This is a genomic window from Rhodococcus sp. MurmanLake-1 (genome assembly GCF_056945715.1).
This window is the reverse complement of record NZ_JBWZNF010000015.1, coordinates 1-20760: the sequence shown is the minus strand read 5'-3', so window position 1 is coordinate 20760 and position 20760 is coordinate 1. Positions and strand designations below refer to the sequence as shown.

17 protein-coding genes and 2 pseudogenes are annotated in these 20760 nt (G+C 60.3%); 6 read left to right on the top strand and 13 right to left on the bottom strand.

Features of this window, described 5'->3' with window-relative positions; all coding sequences use genetic code 11:
• Positions 1–13 precede the first annotated feature (13 nt).
• The 3 genes and pseudogenes from AC2ETI_RS28085 to AC2ETI_RS28075 all read left to right on the top strand — a co-directional run.
• Positions 14–1210 carry an NAD(P)-dependent malic enzyme gene (locus tag AC2ETI_RS28085; protein ID WP_030003076.1) on the top strand — a complete coding sequence of 399 codons (1197 nt, stop codon included), beginning with the start codon at positions 14–16 and terminating at the stop codon, positions 1208–1210.
• Positions 1211–1228: 18 nt separating this feature from the next.
• A pseudogene (locus AC2ETI_RS28080) lies at positions 1229–1588 on the top strand (hypothetical protein); the annotation flags it as partial.
• A 47-nt stretch (positions 1589–1635) separates the two neighbouring features.
• A pseudogene (locus tag AC2ETI_RS28075) lies at positions 1636–2797 on the top strand (Mu transposase domain-containing protein); the annotation flags it as partial.
• Positions 2798–2925: 128 nt separating this feature from the next.
• Here AC2ETI_RS28075 and AC2ETI_RS28070 read toward each other — a convergent pair.
• The 9 genes from AC2ETI_RS28070 to AC2ETI_RS28030 form a co-directional block, all read right to left on the bottom strand.
• Positions 2926–3282 carry an integrase core domain-containing protein gene (locus tag AC2ETI_RS28070; RefSeq protein WP_081051261.1) on the bottom strand — a complete coding sequence of 119 codons (357 nt, stop codon included), beginning with the start codon at positions 3280–3282 and terminating at the stop codon, positions 2926–2928.
• 275 nt (positions 3283–3557) lie between these two features.
• On the bottom strand, positions 3558–3791 hold the full coding sequence (locus AC2ETI_RS28065) for a helix-turn-helix domain-containing protein (protein ID WP_244891552.1): 234 nt from the start codon (positions 3789–3791) through the stop codon (positions 3558–3560).
• Positions 3792–3916: 125 nt separating this feature from the next.
• The gene (locus AC2ETI_RS28060) at positions 3917–6157 is read right to left on the bottom strand and encodes a glycoside hydrolase family 3 C-terminal domain-containing protein (RefSeq protein WP_030003075.1); all 2241 of its coding nucleotides are present in this window, start codon (positions 6155–6157) and stop codon (positions 3917–3919) included.
• Entirely contained in the window at positions 6154–8652 is a 2499-nt protein-coding gene (locus AC2ETI_RS28055; protein ID WP_030003074.1) for an alpha-L-rhamnosidase, read from the bottom strand. Before AC2ETI_RS28055 ends, AC2ETI_RS28060 begins: the two co-directional genes overlap by 4 nt.
• A 16-nt stretch (positions 8653–8668) precedes the next feature.
• Complete coding sequence (locus AC2ETI_RS28050) at positions 8669–10006, bottom strand: MFS transporter (protein ID WP_081051263.1); 1338 nt, start codon at positions 10004–10006, stop codon at positions 8669–8671.
• An 18-nt stretch (positions 10007–10024) separates the two neighbouring features.
• Positions 10025–11440 (bottom strand): rhamnulokinase, encoded by a 1416-nt coding sequence (locus AC2ETI_RS28045; protein WP_030003072.1) that lies wholly within the window; start codon positions 11438–11440, stop codon positions 10025–10027.
• A 4-nt stretch (positions 11441–11444) separates the two neighbouring features.
• Positions 11445–13490: a bifunctional rhamnulose-1-phosphate aldolase/short-chain dehydrogenase gene (locus AC2ETI_RS28040; RefSeq protein ID WP_030003071.1), complete on the bottom strand. Its 2046-nt coding sequence runs from the start codon at positions 13488–13490 to the stop codon at positions 11445–11447.
• An 8-nt stretch (positions 13491–13498) separates the two neighbouring features.
• A complete protein-coding gene (rhaI, locus tag AC2ETI_RS28035) occupies positions 13499–14665 on the bottom strand; it encodes an L-rhamnose isomerase (RefSeq protein ID WP_030003070.1) in 1167 nt (388 codons plus the stop codon).
• Between the two features lie 124 nt (positions 14666–14789).
• Complete coding sequence (locus tag AC2ETI_RS28030; RefSeq protein WP_030003069.1) at positions 14790–15791, bottom strand: LacI family DNA-binding transcriptional regulator; 1002 nt, start codon at positions 15789–15791, stop codon at positions 14790–14792.
• A 360-nt stretch (positions 15792–16151) separates the two neighbouring features.
• Here AC2ETI_RS28030 and AC2ETI_RS28025 point away from each other — a divergent pair, with 360 nt between their 5' ends.
• Together AC2ETI_RS28025 and AC2ETI_RS28020 are read left to right on the top strand one after the other, a co-directional pair.
• Positions 16152–16376, top strand: coding sequence for a transposase (locus AC2ETI_RS28025; RefSeq protein WP_030003068.1), 225 nt, complete (start codon positions 16152–16154; stop codon positions 16374–16376).
• A 159-nt stretch (positions 16377–16535) separates the two neighbouring features.
• Positions 16536–16913, top strand: a complete 378-nt coding sequence (locus tag AC2ETI_RS28020) for an IS3 family transposase (protein ID WP_081051264.1) — start codon at positions 16536–16538, stop codon at positions 16911–16913.
• Between the two features lie 105 nt (positions 16914–17018).
• Here the strand turns inward: AC2ETI_RS28020 and AC2ETI_RS28015 are convergent, their stop codons facing one another.
• From AC2ETI_RS28015 to AC2ETI_RS28005, 3 genes are all read right to left on the bottom strand, one after another.
• A complete protein-coding gene (locus AC2ETI_RS28015) occupies positions 17019–17177 on the bottom strand; it encodes an IS3 family transposase (RefSeq protein ID WP_420876506.1) in 159 nt (52 codons plus the stop codon).
• The gene (locus tag AC2ETI_RS28010; RefSeq protein WP_158510668.1) at positions 17174–17782 is read right to left on the bottom strand and encodes an IS3 family transposase; all 609 of its coding nucleotides are present in this window, start codon (positions 17780–17782) and stop codon (positions 17174–17176) included. The genes AC2ETI_RS28015 and AC2ETI_RS28010 overlap by 4 nt, the downstream gene beginning before the upstream one ends.
• 106 nt (positions 17783–17888) lie before the next feature.
• Positions 17889–18818 carry an alpha/beta hydrolase gene (locus AC2ETI_RS28005; RefSeq protein ID WP_030003067.1) on the bottom strand — a complete coding sequence of 310 codons (930 nt, stop codon included), beginning with the start codon at positions 18816–18818 and terminating at the stop codon, positions 17889–17891.
• 122 nt (positions 18819–18940) lie between these two features.
• On the opposite strand from AC2ETI_RS28005, the gene AC2ETI_RS28000 reads away from it, so the two are divergent.
• Positions 18941–19504: a TetR/AcrR family transcriptional regulator gene (locus AC2ETI_RS28000; RefSeq protein ID WP_051636655.1), complete on the top strand. Its 564-nt coding sequence runs from the start codon at positions 18941–18943 to the stop codon at positions 19502–19504.
• 805 nt (positions 19505–20309) lie between these two features.
• Here AC2ETI_RS28000 and AC2ETI_RS27995 read toward each other — a convergent pair.
• Positions 20310–20760 (bottom strand): enoyl-CoA hydratase/isomerase family protein (locus AC2ETI_RS27995; RefSeq protein WP_483634701.1); only part of this gene is annotated, 451 nt, incomplete at its 5' end.

Genomic DNA, 20760 nt, shown 5'->3' with positions numbered 1-20760 from the left:
GTCAGGAGACTTCATGACAATCACGACCTCCTCAACCACCGCCATCACAGACAGTGAAATATTCTCCGGACACCTCGGCGGTAAGTTGTCGGTCGAACTGACCACGCCTCTCACGACGCAACGCGATTTGTCCATCGCGTACACACCTGGTGTGGCACAGGTTAGTCGAGCGATCGCCCAGGACGCTCTCCTGGCTAAGCAGTACACGTGGACCGACCGTCTCGTCGCAGTAATATCCGACGGTTCGGCCGTGCTTGGTCTCGGCGATGTCGGCCCGCGCGCGTCGCTGCCCGTCATGGAAGGCAAAGCAGCACTGTTCAAGAACTTTGCCGACCTCAACGCCATCCCCATCGTCCTCGATACCCAGAACGTCGACGAGATTGTCGACACCATCGTGCGTCTTCGGCACAGCTTCGGTGCTGTGAACCTCGAAGACATCTCGGCGCCACGCTGCTTTGAGATCGAGAATCGTGTTATCGAAGCACTCGATTGTCCGGTGATGCACGACGATCAGCACGGAACAGCCATCGTCGTTCTCGCTGCCCTCAACGGTGCAGCGAAGTTTCAGGGCCGCAGCACTTCCCGTCTGAAGATCGTCATCTCGGGCGCTGGCGCAGCTGGCGTCGCCTGCGCGAACATCCTGCTGCTGGCCGGAATCCCTGACGTGGTGGTGCTCGATTCGAAGGGCATAGTCTCGGTGAGCCGAACCGACTTGAATACGGTCAAAGTCGATCTCGCCGCACGGACCAACCCTCGCTTGCTGGTTGGCGGTGCGGCTCAAGCTCTAGCCGGTGCTGACGTTTTCATCGGTGTGTCTGCCGGTAAGATCGACGAGAGCTACATCGAGTCGATGGCGCCGAATGCGATCGTGTTCGCGCTGTCGAATCCCGACCCGGAGATCCACCCCGAGCGGGCGTCGCAATACGCTGCCATCGTCGCTACAGGGCGAAGCGACTTTCCGAATCAAATCAACAACGTGCTCGCCTTTCCCGGCGTGTTCAAAGGCGCACTCGATGCCGGAGCATCTCGAATTACTGAAGGGATGAAACTCGCTGCCGCCGAGGCGATCCTCGCGGTTCTCGGCGACGAGCTGGCCGCGGACAAAATCGTCCCCAGCCCACTCGACCCTCGCGTGGCCCCGACCGTTGCAAACGCCGTTGCAGCAGCGGCGCGAGCGGAAGGCGCTGGCACAGCGCGTAAAGGGAGCTGAGATAGCGGCGCGCGGGTGATGGTCGCGTTCCCGCGCATTCACTTTCTAGACGGAGCGTCTACGTTGACCAGTGAACAGTGCAACTCGGTCAGGGTGTTATCTCCGTCGACGCGCGGTTCCAGGGATTGGCCTCACGGAATGAGGCGTGCCGGACAGGGTAAGGTGAAATTCTCCCGCTCTCCGGAAACTTTAGAACCAGGTTCGATCGTGGAGACCGGCAGTGGACGTCGTCGTGAAACAATTGAGTATGCACCGGAGCTGCGTGAGCGCGCGGTGCGGTTGTATCGGGAGTCGGAACCGAAGCCGGAACTCCGCTGGCTGGCCGAGCAGTTGAACGTGCATCTCGACGTATTGCGGAACTGGATCCGGCGGGACCAGGCTTATCACGGGGAGCGCGACGATCTGGCGAGCATGGCGATGCTCAGAGAGAACCGGCGCTGGCCCAGAACAACGCGAAGTTGCGGCGGGCACCGAGGAGCTGCGGGCGGCGAGAACATATGTCGCCGCCGAGACCGACCCGCCCCGATGGAGTCGAGCCACAGATCCGGCAACTGCTGTCCGAGTATCCGCGGATGCCGGCGACGGTGATCGCCGAACGGATCGGCTGGGAACATTCGCTGACCACGCTCAAGGATCGGGTGCGGCAGATTCGGCTGGAGTGCCAGGGAATCGACCCCGCCGACCGAATCACTTACGAGCCGGGTCAACTCACCAATGCGTTCTCTGGATCCCGTTCGCAGCCGGGCAGGAACAAATCTTGCCTGTGCTGGTGATGTCGTTTGGCGTTCTCACGGTTCGCGACCGCGACGATGATTCCGTCGAGGTAGAGCGGGGACATTCTCTCGGGTAGTCGGACCTCGATCTCGCAGGTCGGTCGAGTGACCAAAACGCTGTTGTGGGATGGGGAATCGGCGATCGGCGGCACTGGAAAGGTGACCACTCCGGCGGTGGCGTTCGCGGGAACATTGGCCACGTAGATCAAGCTCGCTCCACCGCGGGACCCCGAGTGCAGGGGCATGGTCGAACGGCACAACGGTTACCTCGAGACTTCGTTTCTGCCTGGCCGCCGGTTCGCTTCCCCCGACGATTTCAACGACCAACTCGAACGCGCCAACTCTCGGATGGTGCGCTCGACCGGGGGCCGCCCGATCGGTCTGCTCGACACGGACTATTCGGCGATGCTTCCGCTGCCGCCGGTGAACCCGCCGCATCGGGCTGCACCACCGAATCCGTTTGGCCCGTGACTATTACGTCAGGATGGACGCAGTCGACTACTCCGTCGACTCACGAGTGGTTGGCAGGTTCGTCGACGTCGCCGCATCGCCGAACGAGGTGGTGGTCGCCTGTGAGGGACAGGTCGTCGCCTCGCACCGGCGGTCTTGGGCGAAACATGCCGTGGTCACCCATCCGGCTCACGTCCAGGCGGCCGCGTAGTTGCGGCAACAGTTCACCGCCGACCAGCGACGCCGCCGTGACGCCGACCGTCACCATCGCGACGGGTGCCGGGTCGCCTTGCGTGCTCTGCTTGACTGCGACGCCCTCTTCGGGGTCGATTTCTCCACTCCCACAACGAAAGTGAGAACGTAAGAGGTTACATCCACCAATTCGAAGACCGCAACACCAACCAAGCCGGCAGGGCCATCCGATGGGTTGCCGTCGATGATCGCCTACCTCACCCGTGTACTGAAAACCCCGACGATGGGAGTGGCAGGTCATCAATACTCGGACCACCGTGTCTTAGAGCCACGTTCTGATTGATGTCGGTCGATCTCGCAGCCCACGGTCTGGTGCGTGTGGGTGCATTGTGCTGCGTACTCAGCCGGGGTGAGGTAGCCCAGCGATGAGTGCCGATGCCGGTTGTTGTGGTCGTTTTTGAAGTCTTCGATCACGACTCTTGCTTCGAGGAGGCCGGTCCAGTGATTGCGGTTGAGACATTCCTTCCGAAGCCTATTGTTGAACGACTCGATGTGTCCGTTGTTCCATGGTGCGCCCGGCGGAATGTAAGAGATTCCGATCCGATCGCGGGAGAACTGTTGCAGCACATGCAAAATGAACTCGGGTACGTTGTCCATTCGCAGCACCCAGTGGCGGACCGCCCCACAACGCAAACGGCTTGTCCAACTCCTCGGTCAATCGCTGCGCGGTGATCGACCGCTCCACGATGTTGAGCACCGACAATCTCGTGTGTTCGTCGATCATCGATGCAAAACTTGATCGCTTTCCCGTCGACGGTCGAGTCGAACTGAAAGTCGATTGCCCACACCACTTTCGGAGCGTCTGCCTCGATCTGTGGAGTCGAACTGACGCCCGTCCGTTGGCGCGGATGGTAGATCCGAACCTGCAGACCTTACTCCTTCAACAGCCGGTGCACCTTCTTCTTGTTCACGGACAGGCTCAGATCGTGGCGCAGATGCGCCCAGGCGCGACGAAACCCGTGCAATGGATGCTCGCGTGCATATTTCCGCAGCGTCGCCCTCAGATCGGCGTCAGGGTCCGCAGGTGTCTGGGCGATCGGAGTTCGCCAGTAGGTGGAGCGGGCAATCCCAAATAATTTGCGCGCCAGACATTTCGACATGTCCATCGTGGTCACGAGCGCGTTACGACTTCGAACGCGTCACCGCATCTCGCTGTACATCAGGGATGGATTGGGCCCGGTACACCAGCTGCCCGTCAACAATTCCTGAGGCTGGCGAACGTGGTGGTACCTCATGAGACCGCCTTCGAGGCCGCGCTGAGGGCGATCAGCTGTTCGAGATATTCAGCAGGGACCGCGCCATTTGTGAATGCAATGAACTGCTGCATGCGCATCGACCCGACCATCTTGAGCTGTTCGTCGTTCATCGCCGCCTGCTCTTCCGACATTCCGGCTGTCAACTTCCGCTCGATAAGCGGGCCGACAATGGGATGCCCGAACCAGCTGCTTACCGCCGATTCCATGGTCAGCGGACGTGTGAGCGTATCGCCGGCGAGAGTCACAGTCGCTTGGCGCAGCACCGTGGACGCGTCGGCACAGATCTGGATCGAGTAGGTACCTTTCGGCACAACCCAGCGTTCGAATTCGACATCCCAGTAGGCAAATGCACGGCGATCCAGCACCAGATGGACCGTCGCGCTCTCGCCCGGTTGGAGATGCACTTTCGCGAAGTTTTTCAGCTCACGTACAGGTCTCCGCACGGGGGGGTCCCCGCCACCCACGTAGAGTTGTACGACGTGTTTGCCTGCTCGTTTACCAACATTCGTGACCTCGACCTCGACCTCGACCCGTTCGTTTTCGCTGACCCTCACTTTTAGGGCATCGGTCGAGAAGGACGTGTAGCTCAGACCATGACCGAACGGGTAACGGACGGGAACATGCGCAGTCGTGTAGTAGCGATAGCCAACGAAGACACCTTCTCCGTAGCGGACGTGTAGCTGTTCTCCTGGGAAGTTAAGCCAGCTCGGGTTGTCCTCCAGCCGCAAAGGAATCGACTCGGCGAGATGACCCGAGGGATTAACGCGGCCGAAGAGGATGTCGGACAATGCAGATCCACCTGCCTGGCCGAGTAACCAGCCCTCGACGATGGCATCGACTTCGTCGTGCCACCCCTCAACTGACACGACACCGCCGTTGGAGAGCACCACCACTGTCTGTGGTGCGGTTGCCGCGACGGCTAGTATCAGCTCGATTTGATTCTTCGGGAGCGAAAGGCTCTCACGGTCAAAGCCTTCGGATTCCTCACGGTCCCCGAGCCCCGCGAATACGACCGCGATATCAGCGCGATCTGCGACCTGAACCGCTTCACCGAGTAGAGCTTTGGTGTCGCCGCGTGCATCCAAGCTGAAACCTCGTGCGTATTCCACGATCGCACCGGTGGTCTTGGACTGGTCGCGGATCGCATCGAGTGCGGCGTCGACGCGTGTCGGGTTGATATGCGAACTGCCTCCACCCTGGAATCGTGGTTCAGTGGCGAAGCCGCCGATGACGGCGATCTTGATATTTTCGGCCAAGGGTAGGGCGTTGTTGTCATTTTTCAGCAACACGACTGAGTCGGCGGCGAGCTCACGCGCGAGCATGTGGTGGCCTTCGACATCGAAATCTTCGGTCGCATCGTATGGCAGTTCCGCTAGCGCGAGGACGCGTTTGACGGCGGCGTCCACCAGACGTTCGTCAAGGGCCCCGGCGTGAACGGTGTCGACGATCTGCTGATCAGTGAATCCACCACTGCCCGGCATCTCCAAGTCCATACCGGCTGCGATCCCGGACACTCGATCGCTTACTGCTCCCCAGTCCGATACAACGGCGCCCTCGAAGCCCCAACCGGTTCGGAGTACGTCGGTGAGCAGCCACCGATTGTGGGATGCGTCGACGCCGTTCAGCTTGTTGTATGAGCACATCACTGTAGCTGGTTTCGATTCGGTGACTACGCGCTCGAACGCGGGGAAGTAGATTTCGCGCAGCGTGCGCTCGTCGACTTCCGCGCTGACACGCATGCGGTCTGTCTCCTGGTTGTTGGCGGCGAAGTGTTTGACCGACGCCCCTGGCCCTATTTCCTGAAGCGCGGTCACATGTGCTGCCCCCATCACGCCGGAAAGGTAAGGATCCTCGGAGTAGTACTCGAAGTTGCGGCCGCACAGCGGGCTGCGTTTGATGTTCACGCCGGGACCGAGGATCACCGAGACCCCGAATGCACGTCCCTCTCGGCCCACTGCGGCACCAACACGAGCGGCGAGCTCGGGGTCCCAGCTGCTTCCGACTGCAACAGCGGGTGGGAAACATGTCGACGGTAGGCTCGCGTTGATTCCGAGGTGATCGGCATCCTCGACTTGGCGGCGAACCCCGTGCGGGCCGTCGGTCAACGTAATGGATGGGATGCCGGCTGAGTCGATGTTCTTTGTCGTCCAAAAATCCCGGCCTGAGAGGAGCGATGCTTTCTGCTCGAGGGTGAGTTGTGAGATGTCGATGGTCATGACTGTGCTCCCAATGCTGACGCGGCTAAAGCTGCGCGAAGGTCTTCGGTGAGTTGTTCGGACGCGCCGGGAATGTACTCGAGCATCATTGCGAGCCCCATGGCTGCTGCTTCCGGAGCGGTGCCGTCGATGGGGATTCCGGGTAGGTGAGTCTCGAAGACGGCCGTCAGGAGTCGCCATGTGTGTGAGTCTTTTGCTAATTCTGCGAGCGGTGTGTCGAAGTCGAAGGCTGGACGCGACCCGTATGGCTCGGAGAGGCTGTACGACCAGTTGTGCTGACCTTCAGTGACGGTCTCGGTGTGGCAGTCAGGGTGGAGTGGAGGTACCACCTCGGCTGTGGTTCCAGGAGGGATGACGACCTCGAGCATGGCTTGAGTGTGCTCGATGGCCCAGGTGATCGTGATCTCTCCCATGCGAGTTCGGTGCCGCAATGTCGCGTGGGTCAGCCCTGCTCCTGGTTGCGGAGCGATGCGAATCGTTTGGTAGCCCGGGCTGGTGGAAGTGAGACCTCCGATGGTGCGGTGCATCCAGTCGACGACAGCGCCGAGCGCGTAGTGGTTCAGCGATGTCATGCCTGACGGGTTTATGGTGCCGTCTGGTCGGATCGAGTCCCACCGCTCCCAGATGGTGGTTGCTCCCATCGTTACGGGGTAAAGGAACGACGGGCATTGTTTCTCGGTGAGAATCATGTACGCCTTGTCGAGGTGCCCGGTGCTCGACAGTGCGTCAGCTACCAGCGGAGTGCCGGCGAATCCGGTGGAAATGCGGTACCCCGATCGGGCGACGAGATCGGCCAGACGCCCCCCTGCGGTCTTGCGTTGCTCGGGGGAGAGGAGGTCGAATACGATCGCAAGTGAATACGCGGTTGCTGTTTCACTTGCCACGCGCCCGGCCGGAGTGACGTACTCGTTCCGAAAGGCTTGCTGCACTCGGTTTGCGAGTTCGGTGAACTCCTCGATATCACTTGTGCGTCCCAATAGGTGGGCAGTGTCTGCCATCTGTCGAGTTGTCCGGCAGAAGTACGCTGCGGCGACAAGATGAGCATCGGTCTTACCACCCGCGGGGTTGTCTATCGGAGCGTCTGGATCTAGCCAGTCACCGTACTGGAATCCTTTGCCCCACAGTCCATTCTCGTCAAGCAGGTCGGCGACTTGGCGCACGAAAGTCGACATGGAGCCATAGGCGCGGACGAGAATATCGGCGTCGCCGTACTCCTCGTACAGTATCCACGGAAGGTTCACCGCGACATCGCTCCACAACGCTGTCGGGGAAGAAGGTGTGGCGAGTACGTCGGGTACAACCCAGGGAACGAAACCTTTCGTGAGTTGCTCGGCCGCAAGATCATCGAGCCAGGATCCGAGGATGCCCCGTACGTCGTAGAGGAAGGCCGCAGACGGAGCAAAGGCGTTGAGATCTCCAGTCCAGCCCAGGCGTTCGTCGCGCTGAGGGCAGTCGGTCGGCACACCGACGAAGTTGCCGCGCATCGACCACACGGCATTGGAGTGAAGCTGATTCAAGAGAGGATCGGAGGTTTCAAGCCATCCGGTGCGTTCCATATCGGTGTGCAGGACGATGGCGCGGAGCGAATCGGTGGACAGTTCACCAGGCCAGCCGTCGACTTCGACGTATCGGAAACCGTGGAAGGTGAAACGTGGCTCCCAGTCCTGTATTCCGCTCCCATCGAGGGTATAGCGGTCTGTCGCTTTGGCGGTACGTAGTGTCTCGGTGTCGATCTCTCCGCCGGTCATCACTTCGGCGTGGCGCAGGGTGATCGTCGTCCCTTTGTCACCCAAGACTCGGATTCTGATCCTCCCCGTGATGTTCTGTCCGAAGTCGGCCACGGTTTTGCCGGATGGAGTGGTAAAGATCGCTAGAGGCTTGAGTTCGCTGATTCTCCGGATCGGAGGATACGTGGGCTCGAAGAGGGCATCAGTGGGCCATTCGAGGCTCTCCACACTCGACCATGACGAGTCGTCGTATCCATTCCGGTCCCACCCGGCTGGTTCCAAACGTGCGTCGTGTTCTTCGCCGTCGTAGATGCTGCTGACTTGGATGGCGCCTCTATTCGCTCGAAAATCCGAGTCGCTGGTGATTATCTCGGTTCGATCTGCGTACTCGAGGAGGAGTTCGAGGAACAGTGCCACCCGATCGGCGTAGTGGTTGCGACGGTTGTCCCAACCCAGACGCCCGAGCGCCCAGCCTTCGGCAACTATCGCGCCGACCGTGTTCTGGCCGATGGTCAACTTATCTGTCACATCGAAACTGGTCACTGCGAGGCGGTTTCGGTACGAAGTCCACCCCGGGGTGAGAATCTCGTTTCCGACTGTAGCGCCGTTGAGATGTGTTTCGACGACTCCAAGGGCTGTGACTCTCAGAGTGGCAGTTCGGGGGGGATCCGTGAGATAGAAATCGCGACGGAGGTACGCGGGGGGGTCGCCCTCTCGTCCGGTGGGAAACGACGGGGTAATGAAAGTAGCTCGAGCGGGATCGACCACAGTTTTTCCTTAGTTGTCAACGGACAGAACGGATACGCAACACAACAAGTCCGGCAAGCAGGACGAGTGCGCCGGCAAGAAGGTAAAGCAGCATGTAGTTTTTCTCGCCTGCTTCAGTCATACCGACAGCGAGCAGCGCGGGAGCGACAAGGGGGGCCACTGCTTGGGGGATGGCGATTGCAAAGTTTGCGATGCTCATGAAGCGGCCCGCGTCGGTGTCACGCTCGGGTAATACGTCGAGCAGTAGAGCCTGATCGACCGCGGAAAACATGCCGATACCGACTGAGACAACCAATGACCCGAGGATCAGTCCTGGCAGCTCACTAGACGCAGTCATGATAATTGCGCCGGCAGCGAAGAACACGCCTGCAAGAAGTACGAAGACGCGACGCATTTTGAGTCGATCGGAAAAGAACCCACCCCCTATCGCACCTGCAGTTGTCGCGACTATTCCGAGGATTGAGACGCTTGCAATCACGCTTGTCACCTCGGTCACGGATAATCCAAGTTTGTATGCGAAGAAGAACGACGCAAATGTGGTGTTGAGGGTCAGGCCGAAGTAAAAGAGGAAGCGGCTGAGCCAGACCAAGGAATAGTCCGGGTGTTGCACGGGATTAAACACGAACTTCTTGAGCAACACAGTCGGAGTCAGGTGGTCGGTGAACTCTGCGTCACGGGTGTCGGCCTCGTGTACGAGGCATACGAAGAGGAGGACGAGTACAAGTCCGAGGACACCTGGAACAACGAAGAGCAACAGCGCGTTTCCTGAAAAGATGCCAGCCATCGTGACGCCTAGGACGGGAGCAATCTGCGTGGCGAAGCCTGCGAGTCCTGCTACGCGGCCGCGTTGCTCCTCCGGGAGTCGATCAGCGGTCGAGAACTGGAGATTGACGAGAACCTGCCCCCACCCTAGCTGTGCGAGGACCCAGCCCATGCCGAGAATGGCGACGCTGGGCGCCAGCGCCATTACGAACAGCGAAAGAAGGCCAACGAGGAGGCCGACGATCATGTACGGACGACGGCGCCCAATCCTGCTTTTCGTGCGGTCTGACGCTATCCCGAGGAACGGTCCGGTGATCAGTGCTGTTGTTGCCCCGATACCTGTGATGTATCCGAGGTATTCCTCATGGCCGGGGGCAAGGATGGAGACTCGGATCGATAGCGAGATCGCCAGGGGCGTAATGAACGCGACGAACACGCCGAACTGAGCGAGGGTGACGAGGTAGATGTACCGTCTAGACACCTTCTGCCGACGAGCCGGTCGGTGCGCTGCGACGACTACCGCCGCGAGCGGGGGGGATTGGTCGGTACGAGTCCCTGCGACAGCAGGACCGACCGAATCTTCAGGTTTCATTCGGGACTCCGATGTGCGTTATAGGCGTGGTTCGTACCGTTGGATTAGTTGGGTGTGCGCGATCGTCTGACGGATCTCCTCCAGCGACGACGGTGCTGCTCCGCGAGAACGAGCTTGTACCAGGATGTTTCCCAGCGCCGTTGCCTCGACGGGCCCAGCAGTGACAGGGAGACCTGATTCGTCGGCGGTGAGCTGGCAGAGCAGCGAATTCTGCGAGCCCCCGCCGATGATTGCAATCGTCTCGACTTTCGCTCCGGCGAGTTCTCCGGCTGTGTGCACAGTGTGTCGGTACGCGCTTGCCAGTGAGTCGAGAATGCAGCGAGTCACCTCGGCCGGCGTTGCCGACGTCGACAGCCCCGCGGCGTCGCTGATCCGTGCAGGCATGTCGCCCGGCGCGATGAACTTCACGTCGTCGACGTCGATTCGTTTCGTTGACGGACCCACCCCTCTCGCTTCTTCGAGCAGTTGGTGCAGCTCCAACTGCCTACCCTCTCGAGCCCACGATCGTAGGGACTCCTGAAGCAGCCACAGCCCGCCGACGTTGCGCAGGAATCGCGTTCGCCCGTCCACGCCTCGTTCGTTCGTGAAATTAGCGCGGCGTGCGTCTTCGGTGACTACCGGGCGTGCGAGTTCGAGACCAGCCAACGACCAGGTGCCGCTCGAAATGTACGCGAATCGCGTGCCGGAGACGGGAACCGCGACCACTGCGGATGCAGTGTCGTGCGAGCCGACGGTCGTCACGACCGTGGACGGTGAAAGTCCGGTGAACCGAACAACTTCGGGCCGAATCGTGCCTCGTTGCGAACCTGGTTGGTCGAGTGTCGGGAAAAGCTTCTCTGAAATACCGAGATTCTCGAACAACTCCGTTGCCCACCGGCCGGTGTGCACGTCGAGTAGACCGGTTGTCGATGCGTTCGTCGATTCGGTACGAAGTTCTCCGGTGAGCCAGTACGCCAACAAGTCGGGTATGAGCACGATGTGTGCTGCTCGCCCCCAGTCGGGCGATCGCTGTTCGGCGGCAAGTTGGTAGACGGTGTTGAACGGTAGGAACTGCAACCCGTTGACGGTGTACATCGCCTGCGGATCCACGCGTGCGTGCACATCGTCGATCACGGCGTCAGTTCGGTTGTCGCGGTAAGAAATCGGTTCGGACAGCAAGTTTCCGTTCGCGTCGAGTAGGCCGTAGTCGACAGCCCAGGTGTCGATTCCGATCGACTCGACGCTCGGAAAGGATGCAGCGAGAGCGCGCAGACCGGCGAGCACCTCACCGTAGAGATCAGTGAGGCTCCAGCGTAGGTGCCTGTCCACCGCGCTCGCGCCGTTGGCGAAACGATGAACGACGTGCAGTGTAGTAGTGCCTGCGTCGATCACGCCGGCGATCACTCGACCACTCGAAGCCCCTATGTCGACCGCTGCGAAGATTCTGGCCGTCACCGGTCTACCGGAGAAACGCGGCAGCGACGCCGGCATCGACCGGGATGTGCAATCCGGTGGTGTGACTGAACTCGTCTGATGTGATCATCGCGGCGGCGTTGGCGACGTGTTCCGGAAGGACTTCACGCTTGAGAAGGGTTCGCTGCGCGTAGAACTCACCCAGCTTCTCCTCGTCGACTCCGTAGACAGCAGCTCGCTTGGCGCCCCAGCCGCCGGCGAAGATTCCGGATCCACGCACAACTCCGTCGGGATTGATGCCGTTGACTTTGATGCCGTGCTCGCCGAGTTCGGCAGCGAGCAAGCGAACCTGGTGGGCCTGATCGGCTTTGACCGCGCTGTACGCGATGTTGTTCGGCCCGGCGAACACCGAGTTCTTCGACGAAATATAGACGATGTCGCCGCCGAGGCCCTGATCGATCATCGCCTTCGCCCCGGCCTGCGCCACGAGAAAGCTGCCTTTGGCCATCACGTCGTGCTGCAGATCCCAATCCTGCTCGGTGGTGTCGAGAAGTGGTTTCGAAATCGACAGTCCGGCATTGTTCACCAGTAGATCCAGGCCACCGAAGGCCAGGAGTGCAGCGTCCACGGCAGCGTGAACTTGGGCGCTGTCGGTGACGTCGGCCTGCACGCCGATCGCGACGTCCGTGTTGCCGATAGCCTCCGCAGCAGCTCTGGCCTTCTCTCCGTCGAGATCGGCGATCACCACGCATGCGCCCTGGGCTGCCAGACGAGTCGCAATCGCTCGTCCGATTCCACTCGCAGCACCTGTCACCAACGCGATGCGGGAGGCATGCGAACGTGGTGCCGGCATCCGTTGAAGCTTCGCCTCTTCCAACGCCCAGTACTCGATCCGGAACTTCTCGCTCTCGTCGATAGGCGCGTAGGTGGACACGGACTCGGCACCCCGCATGACGTTGACGGCGTTGGTGTAGAACTCACCGGCGACGCGTGCAGTTTGTTTGTCCTTGCCGTAGGAGAACATTCCGACGCCGGGAACGAGAATGATCGCCGGGTCGGCTCCGCGGACGGGAGGAGTATCTGCGGTCGCATGGCGGTTGTAGTAGGCCAGATAATCCTTGCGATATGCCTCGTGGAGCTCGGTCAGACGGGCGATGTACTGGTCGATCGTCGCCGAAGTCGGGAGCTCGAGAACGAGCGGCTTGACCTTGGTCCGCAGGAAGTGATCAGGGCATGAGGTTCCCAATTCTGCAAGTGGTGCAAGCTTTTCGGAGGCAAGGAATTCGAGTACGACGTCGGCATCACTGAAGTGCCCGACCATGGGCCGGTCGCGGGATGCGATCCTTCTCAGATGCGGGGCGAGAGCGGCGGCCCGCGCGCGCCTTTCGTCGACGGGCAGCGGTGTGAAACCGTCGACCGTTTCGCCGAACGGTGTGGCTGATCCGTTCTCGTCCAGATACCGCTGAGCGGTCTCGATGATCCACCGAGAATTGGCTTCGGCTTCATCGCTGGATGCACCCCACGCGGTGATTCCGTGACCGCCGAGGATGGTGCCTACCGCCTCAGGATGCGTCTTGTGTATCTCGGCGATGTCGAGTCCCAATTGAAAGCCCGGTCGGCGCCACGGAATCCACACGACTTTCTCTCCGAAGACGTTCTTGGTCAGTTGTTCCCCGTCGGCGGCGGTGGCAATGGCGATTCCGGAATCCGGATGTAGATGATCGACGTGGGCGGCACCGACGAGACCGTGCATCGCGGTGTCGATCGACGGCGCGGCGCCGCCCTTCCCGTGCAAGCAGTAGTCGAAGGCGGCGACCATCTCGTCTTCGTGGTCGACGCCGCGATAGACGTCGACAAGAGACCGCATCCGGTCCAACCGGAGTGTTGCCAAACCGTTTTCGGTCAGTGTACCGAGATCTCCACCGGACCCTTTCACCCACAGGAGTTCGACAGTATCGCCGGTGACGGGATCCGTGACGTGGCCCTTGGCCGAGGTGTTTCCACCTGCGTAGTTCGTGTTCCTCGGATCCGATCCGAGCCTGTTCGAACGGGCAAGCAGTTGCGCGACAGTGGTGTTCGTCGATTCAGTCATAGCGAGATTCAGGCTCCCCAACCGGCTTGGATTCCACCCGTCCGGGTGGAGTTGATGTGGTCTGCATATCCGCTCTCGCGGTATGCCTGCATGGGTTCGGCGGGAAGACCGCGAGATACGCGCCAATCTGCCAGGTCCGAACGGACGTCGGTGTAGAAGGCATCCATGAAGATCTCGTGTGCGCCGAGCACGTCACCGAGTTTCTCCGCCTCGGTGAGGGCGGCACGGTCGACGAGCAAGGCCCGGGTGGTCATCTCCTGGACGTTGAGGACCGAGCGTATCTGTCCGGGGATCTTTTCCTCGACGTTGTGGCACTGATCGAGCATGAATGCGACTTCGCTGTCGGGCCCGTATCCACCACCACGAATGACCTCGAACATGATGCGGAACAACTGAAATGGATCTGCAGCGCCGACGATCAGGTCGTCGTCCGCATAGAATCGCGAATTGAAATCGAAGGAGCCGAGACGGCCGAGGCGCAGTAACTGAGCAACGATGAATTCGATGTTGGTACCAGGTGCATGGTGTCCGGTGTCGAGGCAGACGAAAGCGCGCTCGCCGAGGGCGACGCTGTGAGCGTACGAGGTGCCCCAGTCCGGGACGTCGGTGGCGTAGAAGGCGGGTTCGAAGAACTTGTATTCGAGCACAAGTCGCTGATGCTCGGACAAACGGTCGTAGACCTGGCGTAGCGAATCGGCAAGTCGGTCCTGCCGATCACGCAGGTCGCCCTGCCCGGGATAGTTGGTGCCGTCCGGTAGCCAGATCTTCAAGTCGCGACTGCCGATGACATCCATGATGTCGATGCACTGATGCATGTGTGCGATTGCCTTCGCACGTACTCGTTCGTCGACATGTGTGAGGCTGCCGAACTTGTAGTCGTCATCCTGAAATGTGTTGGTATTGACGGTTCCCAGTCGCACTCCGAGGTTGGCAGCGTGGGTGCCCAACTTGTCGAAGTCGTCGACGAGATCCCACGGAATGTGCAGAGCGACCGACGGTGCCAGTCCGGTCAGTTCGTGAACCTTGGCCGCGTCGGCGAGTTTTTCGTAGGGATCCCGAGGCGCGCCGGCGGAACCGAACACTTTGAATCGAGTTCCGGAGTTACCGAACGCCCACGAAGGTAATTCGATGGACTGGTCCGCGAGCGCTTCCGAGATTTCACTGAATGTAGGCATGCCGCTCCACTGAATCGAGAATGTTTGAATCGATTCAAATTATGTGATGGGCTCCACAACTGTCAACCCCAGTGCGTCTGAGTAGGGAGTAGTCGCTCGGAGGTGCGGCTGTAGTAAGCCCGTGTCAGTTCGTAGATCGTGACGAGCGACGGACGACTAGTTCGGGAGAGAAAAGTACCTGCTCATGGGCGTGTTCGGGGTCCTCGACCTCGCGAAAGAGGAGATTGGCCGCGGTCTCGCCCAAGAGTTTGCGTGGCTGGCGTACCGAGGTGAGTGGCACCGCTGCTGCTGCCGCGAACTCGATGTCGTCGTAGCCGACGATGGCCAGATCGTCCGGCACTCGAACTCCGAGGGCGACACATTGCTGAAGCAATCCGAGCGCCAACAGGTCGTTGGCGCAGAACACCGCAGTCGGGCGGTTCTTCGCGCTGAGGCCGAGAATGCGCTCGCCTGCCCCGATTCCCTCTGAGACTGTCAGCCCGGCGGTGTCGATTTCGATCAGGTGATCGGGTGAGAGCCCGGCTTCCGCAACGGCATTGAGTGCGCCCTCCCGTCGATCGCGGATCTGTCCGATCGAAGGCGGTCCGCCGACGAATGCGATGCTGGTATGGCCCATTTCGAGCAAATGCTCGACGGCCAGCCCGCCGCCCTCGACGTCGTCGACCGTCACCGAGCAGTGAGTCGGGCGTGCCCGACGTCGATCGACGATGACAACACGCGTTCCGCGCTTGGGTAACTCGTCGAGAATCGCGGCCTCCGGGTCCATCGGCGTGATGAGTACCCCTTGAACTCGTTGTTGTTCCAACCGGTTCAGGTAAGTCAGTTCTCGTTCGGCTCGGTTGTTGCTGTTGCAGAGGAATACCGACAAGTCATGGGCCTCGGCAGCTTCCTCGATGCCTTTGGCGACGTCGGTGAAGAAGGGGTTGGCGCCGTCGAGCATGACGTACGCAAGCGTATTGCTGTGTCCCGCGCGTAGCTGACGTGCAGATTCGTTACGGACGAAGCCGAGTTCGGACATGGCTGCCTGCACCCGGGACCTAGTTTTGGCGCTGACCATTTCCGGACGGTTGAGGACATTGGAGACCGTGCCCATGGAGACGCCTGCCGCCGCAGCGACATCGCGCATGCCGATGACCTGGTTCGAAGAGGACCGACCGTCGTGCACTGTCACCAAGACTCCTGTTGAAACGATCAATATCTAGGCCAATTTGCCGAGTTTACAAGGCAGGTGGTTCGGTTAAGGCTAGCGGGAGGTGTAAGAACGACCGGGCTGGAAACTCCATGCGGATACCCCGGACATATATCGCTTGCCCCGCGAACCGGGCAGTAGTGCCATTGGCGAGGTCTGATGGTCACCGCCACTCCACCTGTGCAGGTTTACTTTCAGGATCTCGATCTCAATCGACACACGTTGACATTGACCTGATCCAAGATTTCTTACCCATTTCGGCATGAAGATCTATCCTCGCTGAAAAGGCTTCGTTTCATGCCGCGGCCGTATCCGCCGGAGTTCCGATTCCGGGCCGTAACTCTCGCCCGTGCCGGCAAACCGATCACCACTGCCGCTACCGAGCTCGGCATCAGCGCCGCCGCGCTCTATGAGTGGGCGCGTCACGATCAAGTCGACCGGGGCGAACGGCCCGGTCTCACGACAACAGAATCGGTGCAGTTGTCGAAGGCGAACAAGCGCATTCGGCAACTCGAAACCTAGGTCGAAATCCTCCGCGACATTGTGCGGGCAGAATCGCCGGGCCCCACAGAGTCTTACCCGGTGATCGACTCCCTGGTCGCCGCCGGGCACCCGGTAACGGTCTGCTGCCGACTTCTCGGCGTCAGCGACCCCGGCTACTACATGTACTAGTCCCGGCCGATGTCACCGACGTGGATGCGCCGTCAGGGGCTCACTGGTTTGATACGCGAAGTCCACACCGCTTCGCGTCAGACCTACGGGTCTCGACGTGTGCATGCGGAGCTCACGCGCGGTATGGACATCGTGGTCAGTGAGAACCTTGTCGCCGTACTCATGAGGATCGCCGGCATCGTCGGATTGCCTGGTCCTGCGAAGGTCGAGCGGTTGAAGGGCGTCGCGACGGCCGACGATCTCGTGCGCCGAAGGTTTCATCGTCCTTCACCAAATAAGTTGTGGGTCAATGATATTACGGAACATCGAACTCGTGAAGTAAAAGTCTACTGCTGTGCGGCGAAAGGACGCGTTCAGTCGGGAGGTCGTCGGTTGGTCGATCGATAACGGATAACTGTCAGGATTCGATTGTGGTTGTGAACGCCTTGGATATGGGGATCAAGAATCGCAAACTGATGTGCCCTAAGTTTCGTGGAGCCGCCATATTTGACTTCAGGCTACGGATTGACGTGTGAAGTGTACGTTCTCGAACTCGATCGGTGTCAGCATCCCGAGGGCACTGTGCTGGCGCTGCCGGTCGTGGAAGATCTTGAGGTACTCGAACATCCCATTGTCCAGTGCGATCCGCGTTTTCCATCGTTTCCGGCTCAAGAGTTCGGTTGCATTCTGCCTGAAAATGATTCGATCACCGCATTGTCATAACAATCACCGATCGATCCCATTGACGGGATCAGGCCCGAGTCGTGGGCTCGGCGGGTGAACGCCCAGGACGTGAACTGAACTCCGTGGTCGGAGCGGGCGTTTGACCCCGGTTCGAAATAGCCATTCCCAGAGCGTTCGTTACCAACGTCGCCGTCTGAGAACTGTCGATCGACCAGCCAACGACCCGCCTCGAAAACGTATCCAAGTAAACAGCGCGATAGGCTTTTCCTTCGCGCGCTCGGGTGTTCCGTAATATCGGTGACCCACAGCTCGTTCGGCTCCTCACGCGTGAATTTACGGTCTACGAGGTCGCTCGCGGTCGAGGTCTTTTGCTTGGAACGCGCACGCTTGATTCCCGGAAGTCCTTTCACACCAGCAGCTCTCATCAATGACTCAATACAGCCGTGCCCTACAGCGATACCATGGCCGAGGGTGAGTTCAGCGTAGACCGGGCGGGCACCGTAGGTGTCGTGCGATGCGGCGTGAACCTCGGTGACAGCTGCATCAACCAGGCATGTCGTAGCGAGCGTTCCGAGGGTGGGTGATTGTGCCACTCGTAGAAACCGGCCCTCCAACACTGCTAGAACGCGGTACGTCGTCTGGACCTAAGTGGTCGATGCCTCCTCAGTAATTAGGTTTCTTGATGATGCATCGTGGGCATCAGGGTGTGAGAGGTACCGCTGTCTTGAGGAAGGCGAGTTGCTCGTCGATCACGAGCGGGAACATCGGTTCGACGTAGGGGTCGAAGTGGCCGCCGTGATGTATGTGGACGGTGGCGTGAGGGATTTTCGATGCGGTTTTCCGGGCAACCGAAGCTGGGGTGACGGCGTCGTCGTCCATGATCTGAACGAGTGTGGGGCATGTGATCGCGCCTGCGGTGCGGGCGGGGGAGTAGAGGCCGATTTTGAGGAGGATTCGTGCGGCTACGGTCTCGGGGTAGTCGCCCTCGCGCAGTTTGGAGGCAGTAAGGAGTCGGTCGCGTCCGTCCATCGCGTCGGGTGATGTCATCACTGCCGTGGCTCCGGGCCTTCCTACCGAATTGATGTAGTGCGGTGGTCGTTTCAGTAGGGCCCGTGTTTGGTCGACAAGAGCAGATGGCAGGACGCGTAGCGTGTTGCGCAGGCCGGTTGCGCGCACCGCCGCAGGACCGCTCACGTGTGGGACTTGCGCGATGACGGCAGCGAAGTCCTCGCCGGTTCCTGCCAAGGTGAGGACGTGGCCGCCCGCGAACGACGTGCCCCAGCCGACGATGCGCTGTTTGTCTACACCGTTCAACGATCGGGCGTAGGCAATGGCGTTGCGGTAGTCCTGGTGCTGTTTGGCGATATCGAGAAGCTGCCGCGGCTCGCCATCGCTGTCGCCGAAGTGTCGGTAGTCGAAGACGAGGACCGTGTAGCCGGCGCGGGCAAAGGCGTCTGCATATGTGTAGAGCCGGAAGGCGCGGGGGGTGCCGAAGCCGTGAGCCATGACCACGGCAGGTGTGTCGGTCGTGGCTGTAGACGGACGAAACACCGCTACTGCGCAGCGCACGCCCTCGGAATCGAACCATTCGTCGCTGCGGGTGTACTTGGCGTTGTCGCTGATAGGCATGGTGCGTCTTTCGTGTCGGCGTGATGCAGGTCGTGCGGCAACAGCGCAGGGCAGCATCCTTGATTACCGTTCAAGGCGAAGTTAGCAGTGTCTTGAACGTCAATCAAGCTAAAGTTTTGCGTGTGCCCCGGAACCGCGCGCCCGTCGACCGAACCGAGAAGCGGACTGAGATCGTTGCTGCCGCGACGTCGTTGTTCGTCGAAGTCGGCTACGACAACACGCCGATGAGCAAGATCGCGGCCGCGGCCGGGGTGACTGCGAACACCATCTATTGGTATTTTCGAGACAAGGACGAGCTGCTCATCGGCGTGCTCGACACTGTTCACGCCGAGACCCTCATCCGCTTTGCCGCCTTGGGCGAGTTGCCGCTCGGGGACCGCCTTCTCTGGGCGGTTCAGGAGCTCACCACATACCGGCGACTGGTCGACACGGTTCATGTGCGTAAGGCTCAAACTCCTGAAATAGATATCTGGCATAACGGTTTCCATTCGACATGGGAAGGGTGGATCGCGTCCAATCTCGCCTTGCTGGGTGTCTCCGATGTCGATGTCGAAGCGATGACCCGCGTGATCGTGTTCGTCATCGAAAGCATGGTCACTCATCCGAATACGGAGCTCGAGAACCGGACAATTGTCGGTGTCCTTCTGCGCATGATCGATCCGCCGCGAGATGCGCGACGGGTATGACGCTGATAGGCCAGAGGGGTACGTGGTCCGCCCTCGGCTCTCGATAGGAAAAACGTGCATCGTCCAGAAGCATGATGGACGTGGCATCACCTTCCGTTCCCCCACAGTGGGCTCGGGGCCACCCCCACCGTAGGCGCTTTCGCGGCGGTGGACAGAAATATAGGCGCAGCCGTTTTTGGGGTTTCCGCTACCCGTTGAGGTTCAGGTGGAGACGAAAATGCAGGCGACGTGCGTAACTGACTGCGGCGCAAATAAATGCGGATAGAATTTTGATGCCCGCGAGAGATTCCCGGCATCGAGCGTGGGGCGTGACCAGCCAGACACAGATCATGCTCACCGACTGGGGCAGTCAGGCCCGAAATGACTGCCGCCGCACACAGTGTTCCGGAAGTAGAACGAATAGATGTCGGTGTCGCGTGGTCTGCGCGCCCCACCGAGGCCTGGTATGAACGTGCGAGTCGGACAGTGCGTGTCGGGACTGGTGAGGTTCGGCGCAGATCACGTGTCCGTCGAGAAGGTGGCGGGGCGCATTCCACGAGCTACGACTACACCTGGAAGTCAATAACGAGATCGTCGGACCAGGGTCTTTCGAAGGCTTCTCTGACCGGAACACGGGTCGATTTCGCTAACGGTGTTTCGGACGCAGTATGCGGTCGTCTGCTCGGAGCCCAAAAGAGGTGACACCTGCGCGACGTTTGCCACCAAATTGTAATGGCTGAGCATCACGTCCTTGGGGTGTGCGGCGATCCGCGAGCTGTAAGGCAGCACCGCCAGATATTGGCGCGTTGGTTGTGTGGATTGCCGTCTACGAAACTGCGTCAGTGATTCGGCCCTGTTGAACATCTAGGCCGACCTGATCCACTCGGGCCCCTTCCACCCAAGGTCCCGGTTCCGCGATCAGCGGTGAATCGCCCAGGCGCTCGATGTCTTCGCGCATCGCACCCAACGTGGCGACGATCGTACGGGCCGAACCTGCTGCGAAGAAGCCTGCCTGTTCGTAGTCCAGGCCTCGGGAAATTCTTCGGTCGGTTGCGAAGTAGATCGATCGTTTGATTGCTTGGACCACGACCGGGGCCCGGCGTGCAAGACGTGCGGCGGTGGACTGCGCCTCGCCGACAAGCTTTTCCTCGGGGACGATTCGGTGCACGACCCCCAACTCGAGGGCTTCCTCGGGTGAGACCCCCGTCCTTCGAGTATGTGCTCGAGGGCCTTGGCCGTACCGATCATCCGCGGCAACCTCTGCGTTCCACCTCCGC

What these genes read in the sequence shown, in the direction of transcription:
- rhaI (WP_030003070.1), bottom strand. Translation starts at nt 14,665, where the DNA reads ATGCCTACATTCAGTGAAATCTCGGAAGCGCTCGCGGACCAGTCCATC.
- AC2ETI_RS28085 (WP_030003076.1), top strand. Translation starts at nt 14, where the DNA reads ATGACAATCACGACCTCCTCAACCACCGCCATCACAGACAGTGAAATA.
- AC2ETI_RS28020 (WP_081051264.1), top strand. Translation starts at nt 16,536, where the DNA reads ATGTCACCGACGTGGATGCGCCGTCAGGGGCTCACTGGTTTGATACGC.
- AC2ETI_RS28060 (WP_030003075.1), bottom strand. Translation starts at nt 6,157, where the DNA reads ATGACCATCGACATCTCACAACTCACCCTCGAGCAGAAAGCATCGCTC.
- AC2ETI_RS28065 (WP_244891552.1), bottom strand. Translation starts at nt 3,791, where the DNA reads ATGGACATGTCGAAATGTCTGGCGCGCAAATTATTTGGGATTGCCCGC.
- AC2ETI_RS28070 (WP_081051261.1), bottom strand. Translation starts at nt 3,282, where the DNA reads ATGGACAACGTACCCGAGTTCATTTTGCATGTGCTGCAACAGTTCTCC.
- AC2ETI_RS28025 (WP_030003068.1), top strand. Translation starts at nt 16,152, where the DNA reads ATGCCGCGGCCGTATCCGCCGGAGTTCCGATTCCGGGCCGTAACTCTC.
- AC2ETI_RS28005 (WP_030003067.1), bottom strand. Translation starts at nt 18,818, where the DNA reads ATGCCTATCAGCGACAACGCCAAGTACACCCGCAGCGACGAATGGTTC.
- AC2ETI_RS28040 (WP_030003071.1), bottom strand. Translation starts at nt 13,490, where the DNA reads ATGACTGAATCGACGAACACCACTGTCGCGCAACTGCTTGCCCGTTCG.
- AC2ETI_RS28030 (WP_030003069.1), bottom strand. Translation starts at nt 15,791, where the DNA reads ATGCGCGATGTCGCTGCGGCGGCAGGCGTCTCCATGGGCACGGTCTCC.
- AC2ETI_RS28050 (WP_081051263.1), bottom strand. Translation starts at nt 10,006, where the DNA reads ATGAAACCTGAAGATTCGGTCGGTCCTGCTGTCGCAGGGACTCGTACC.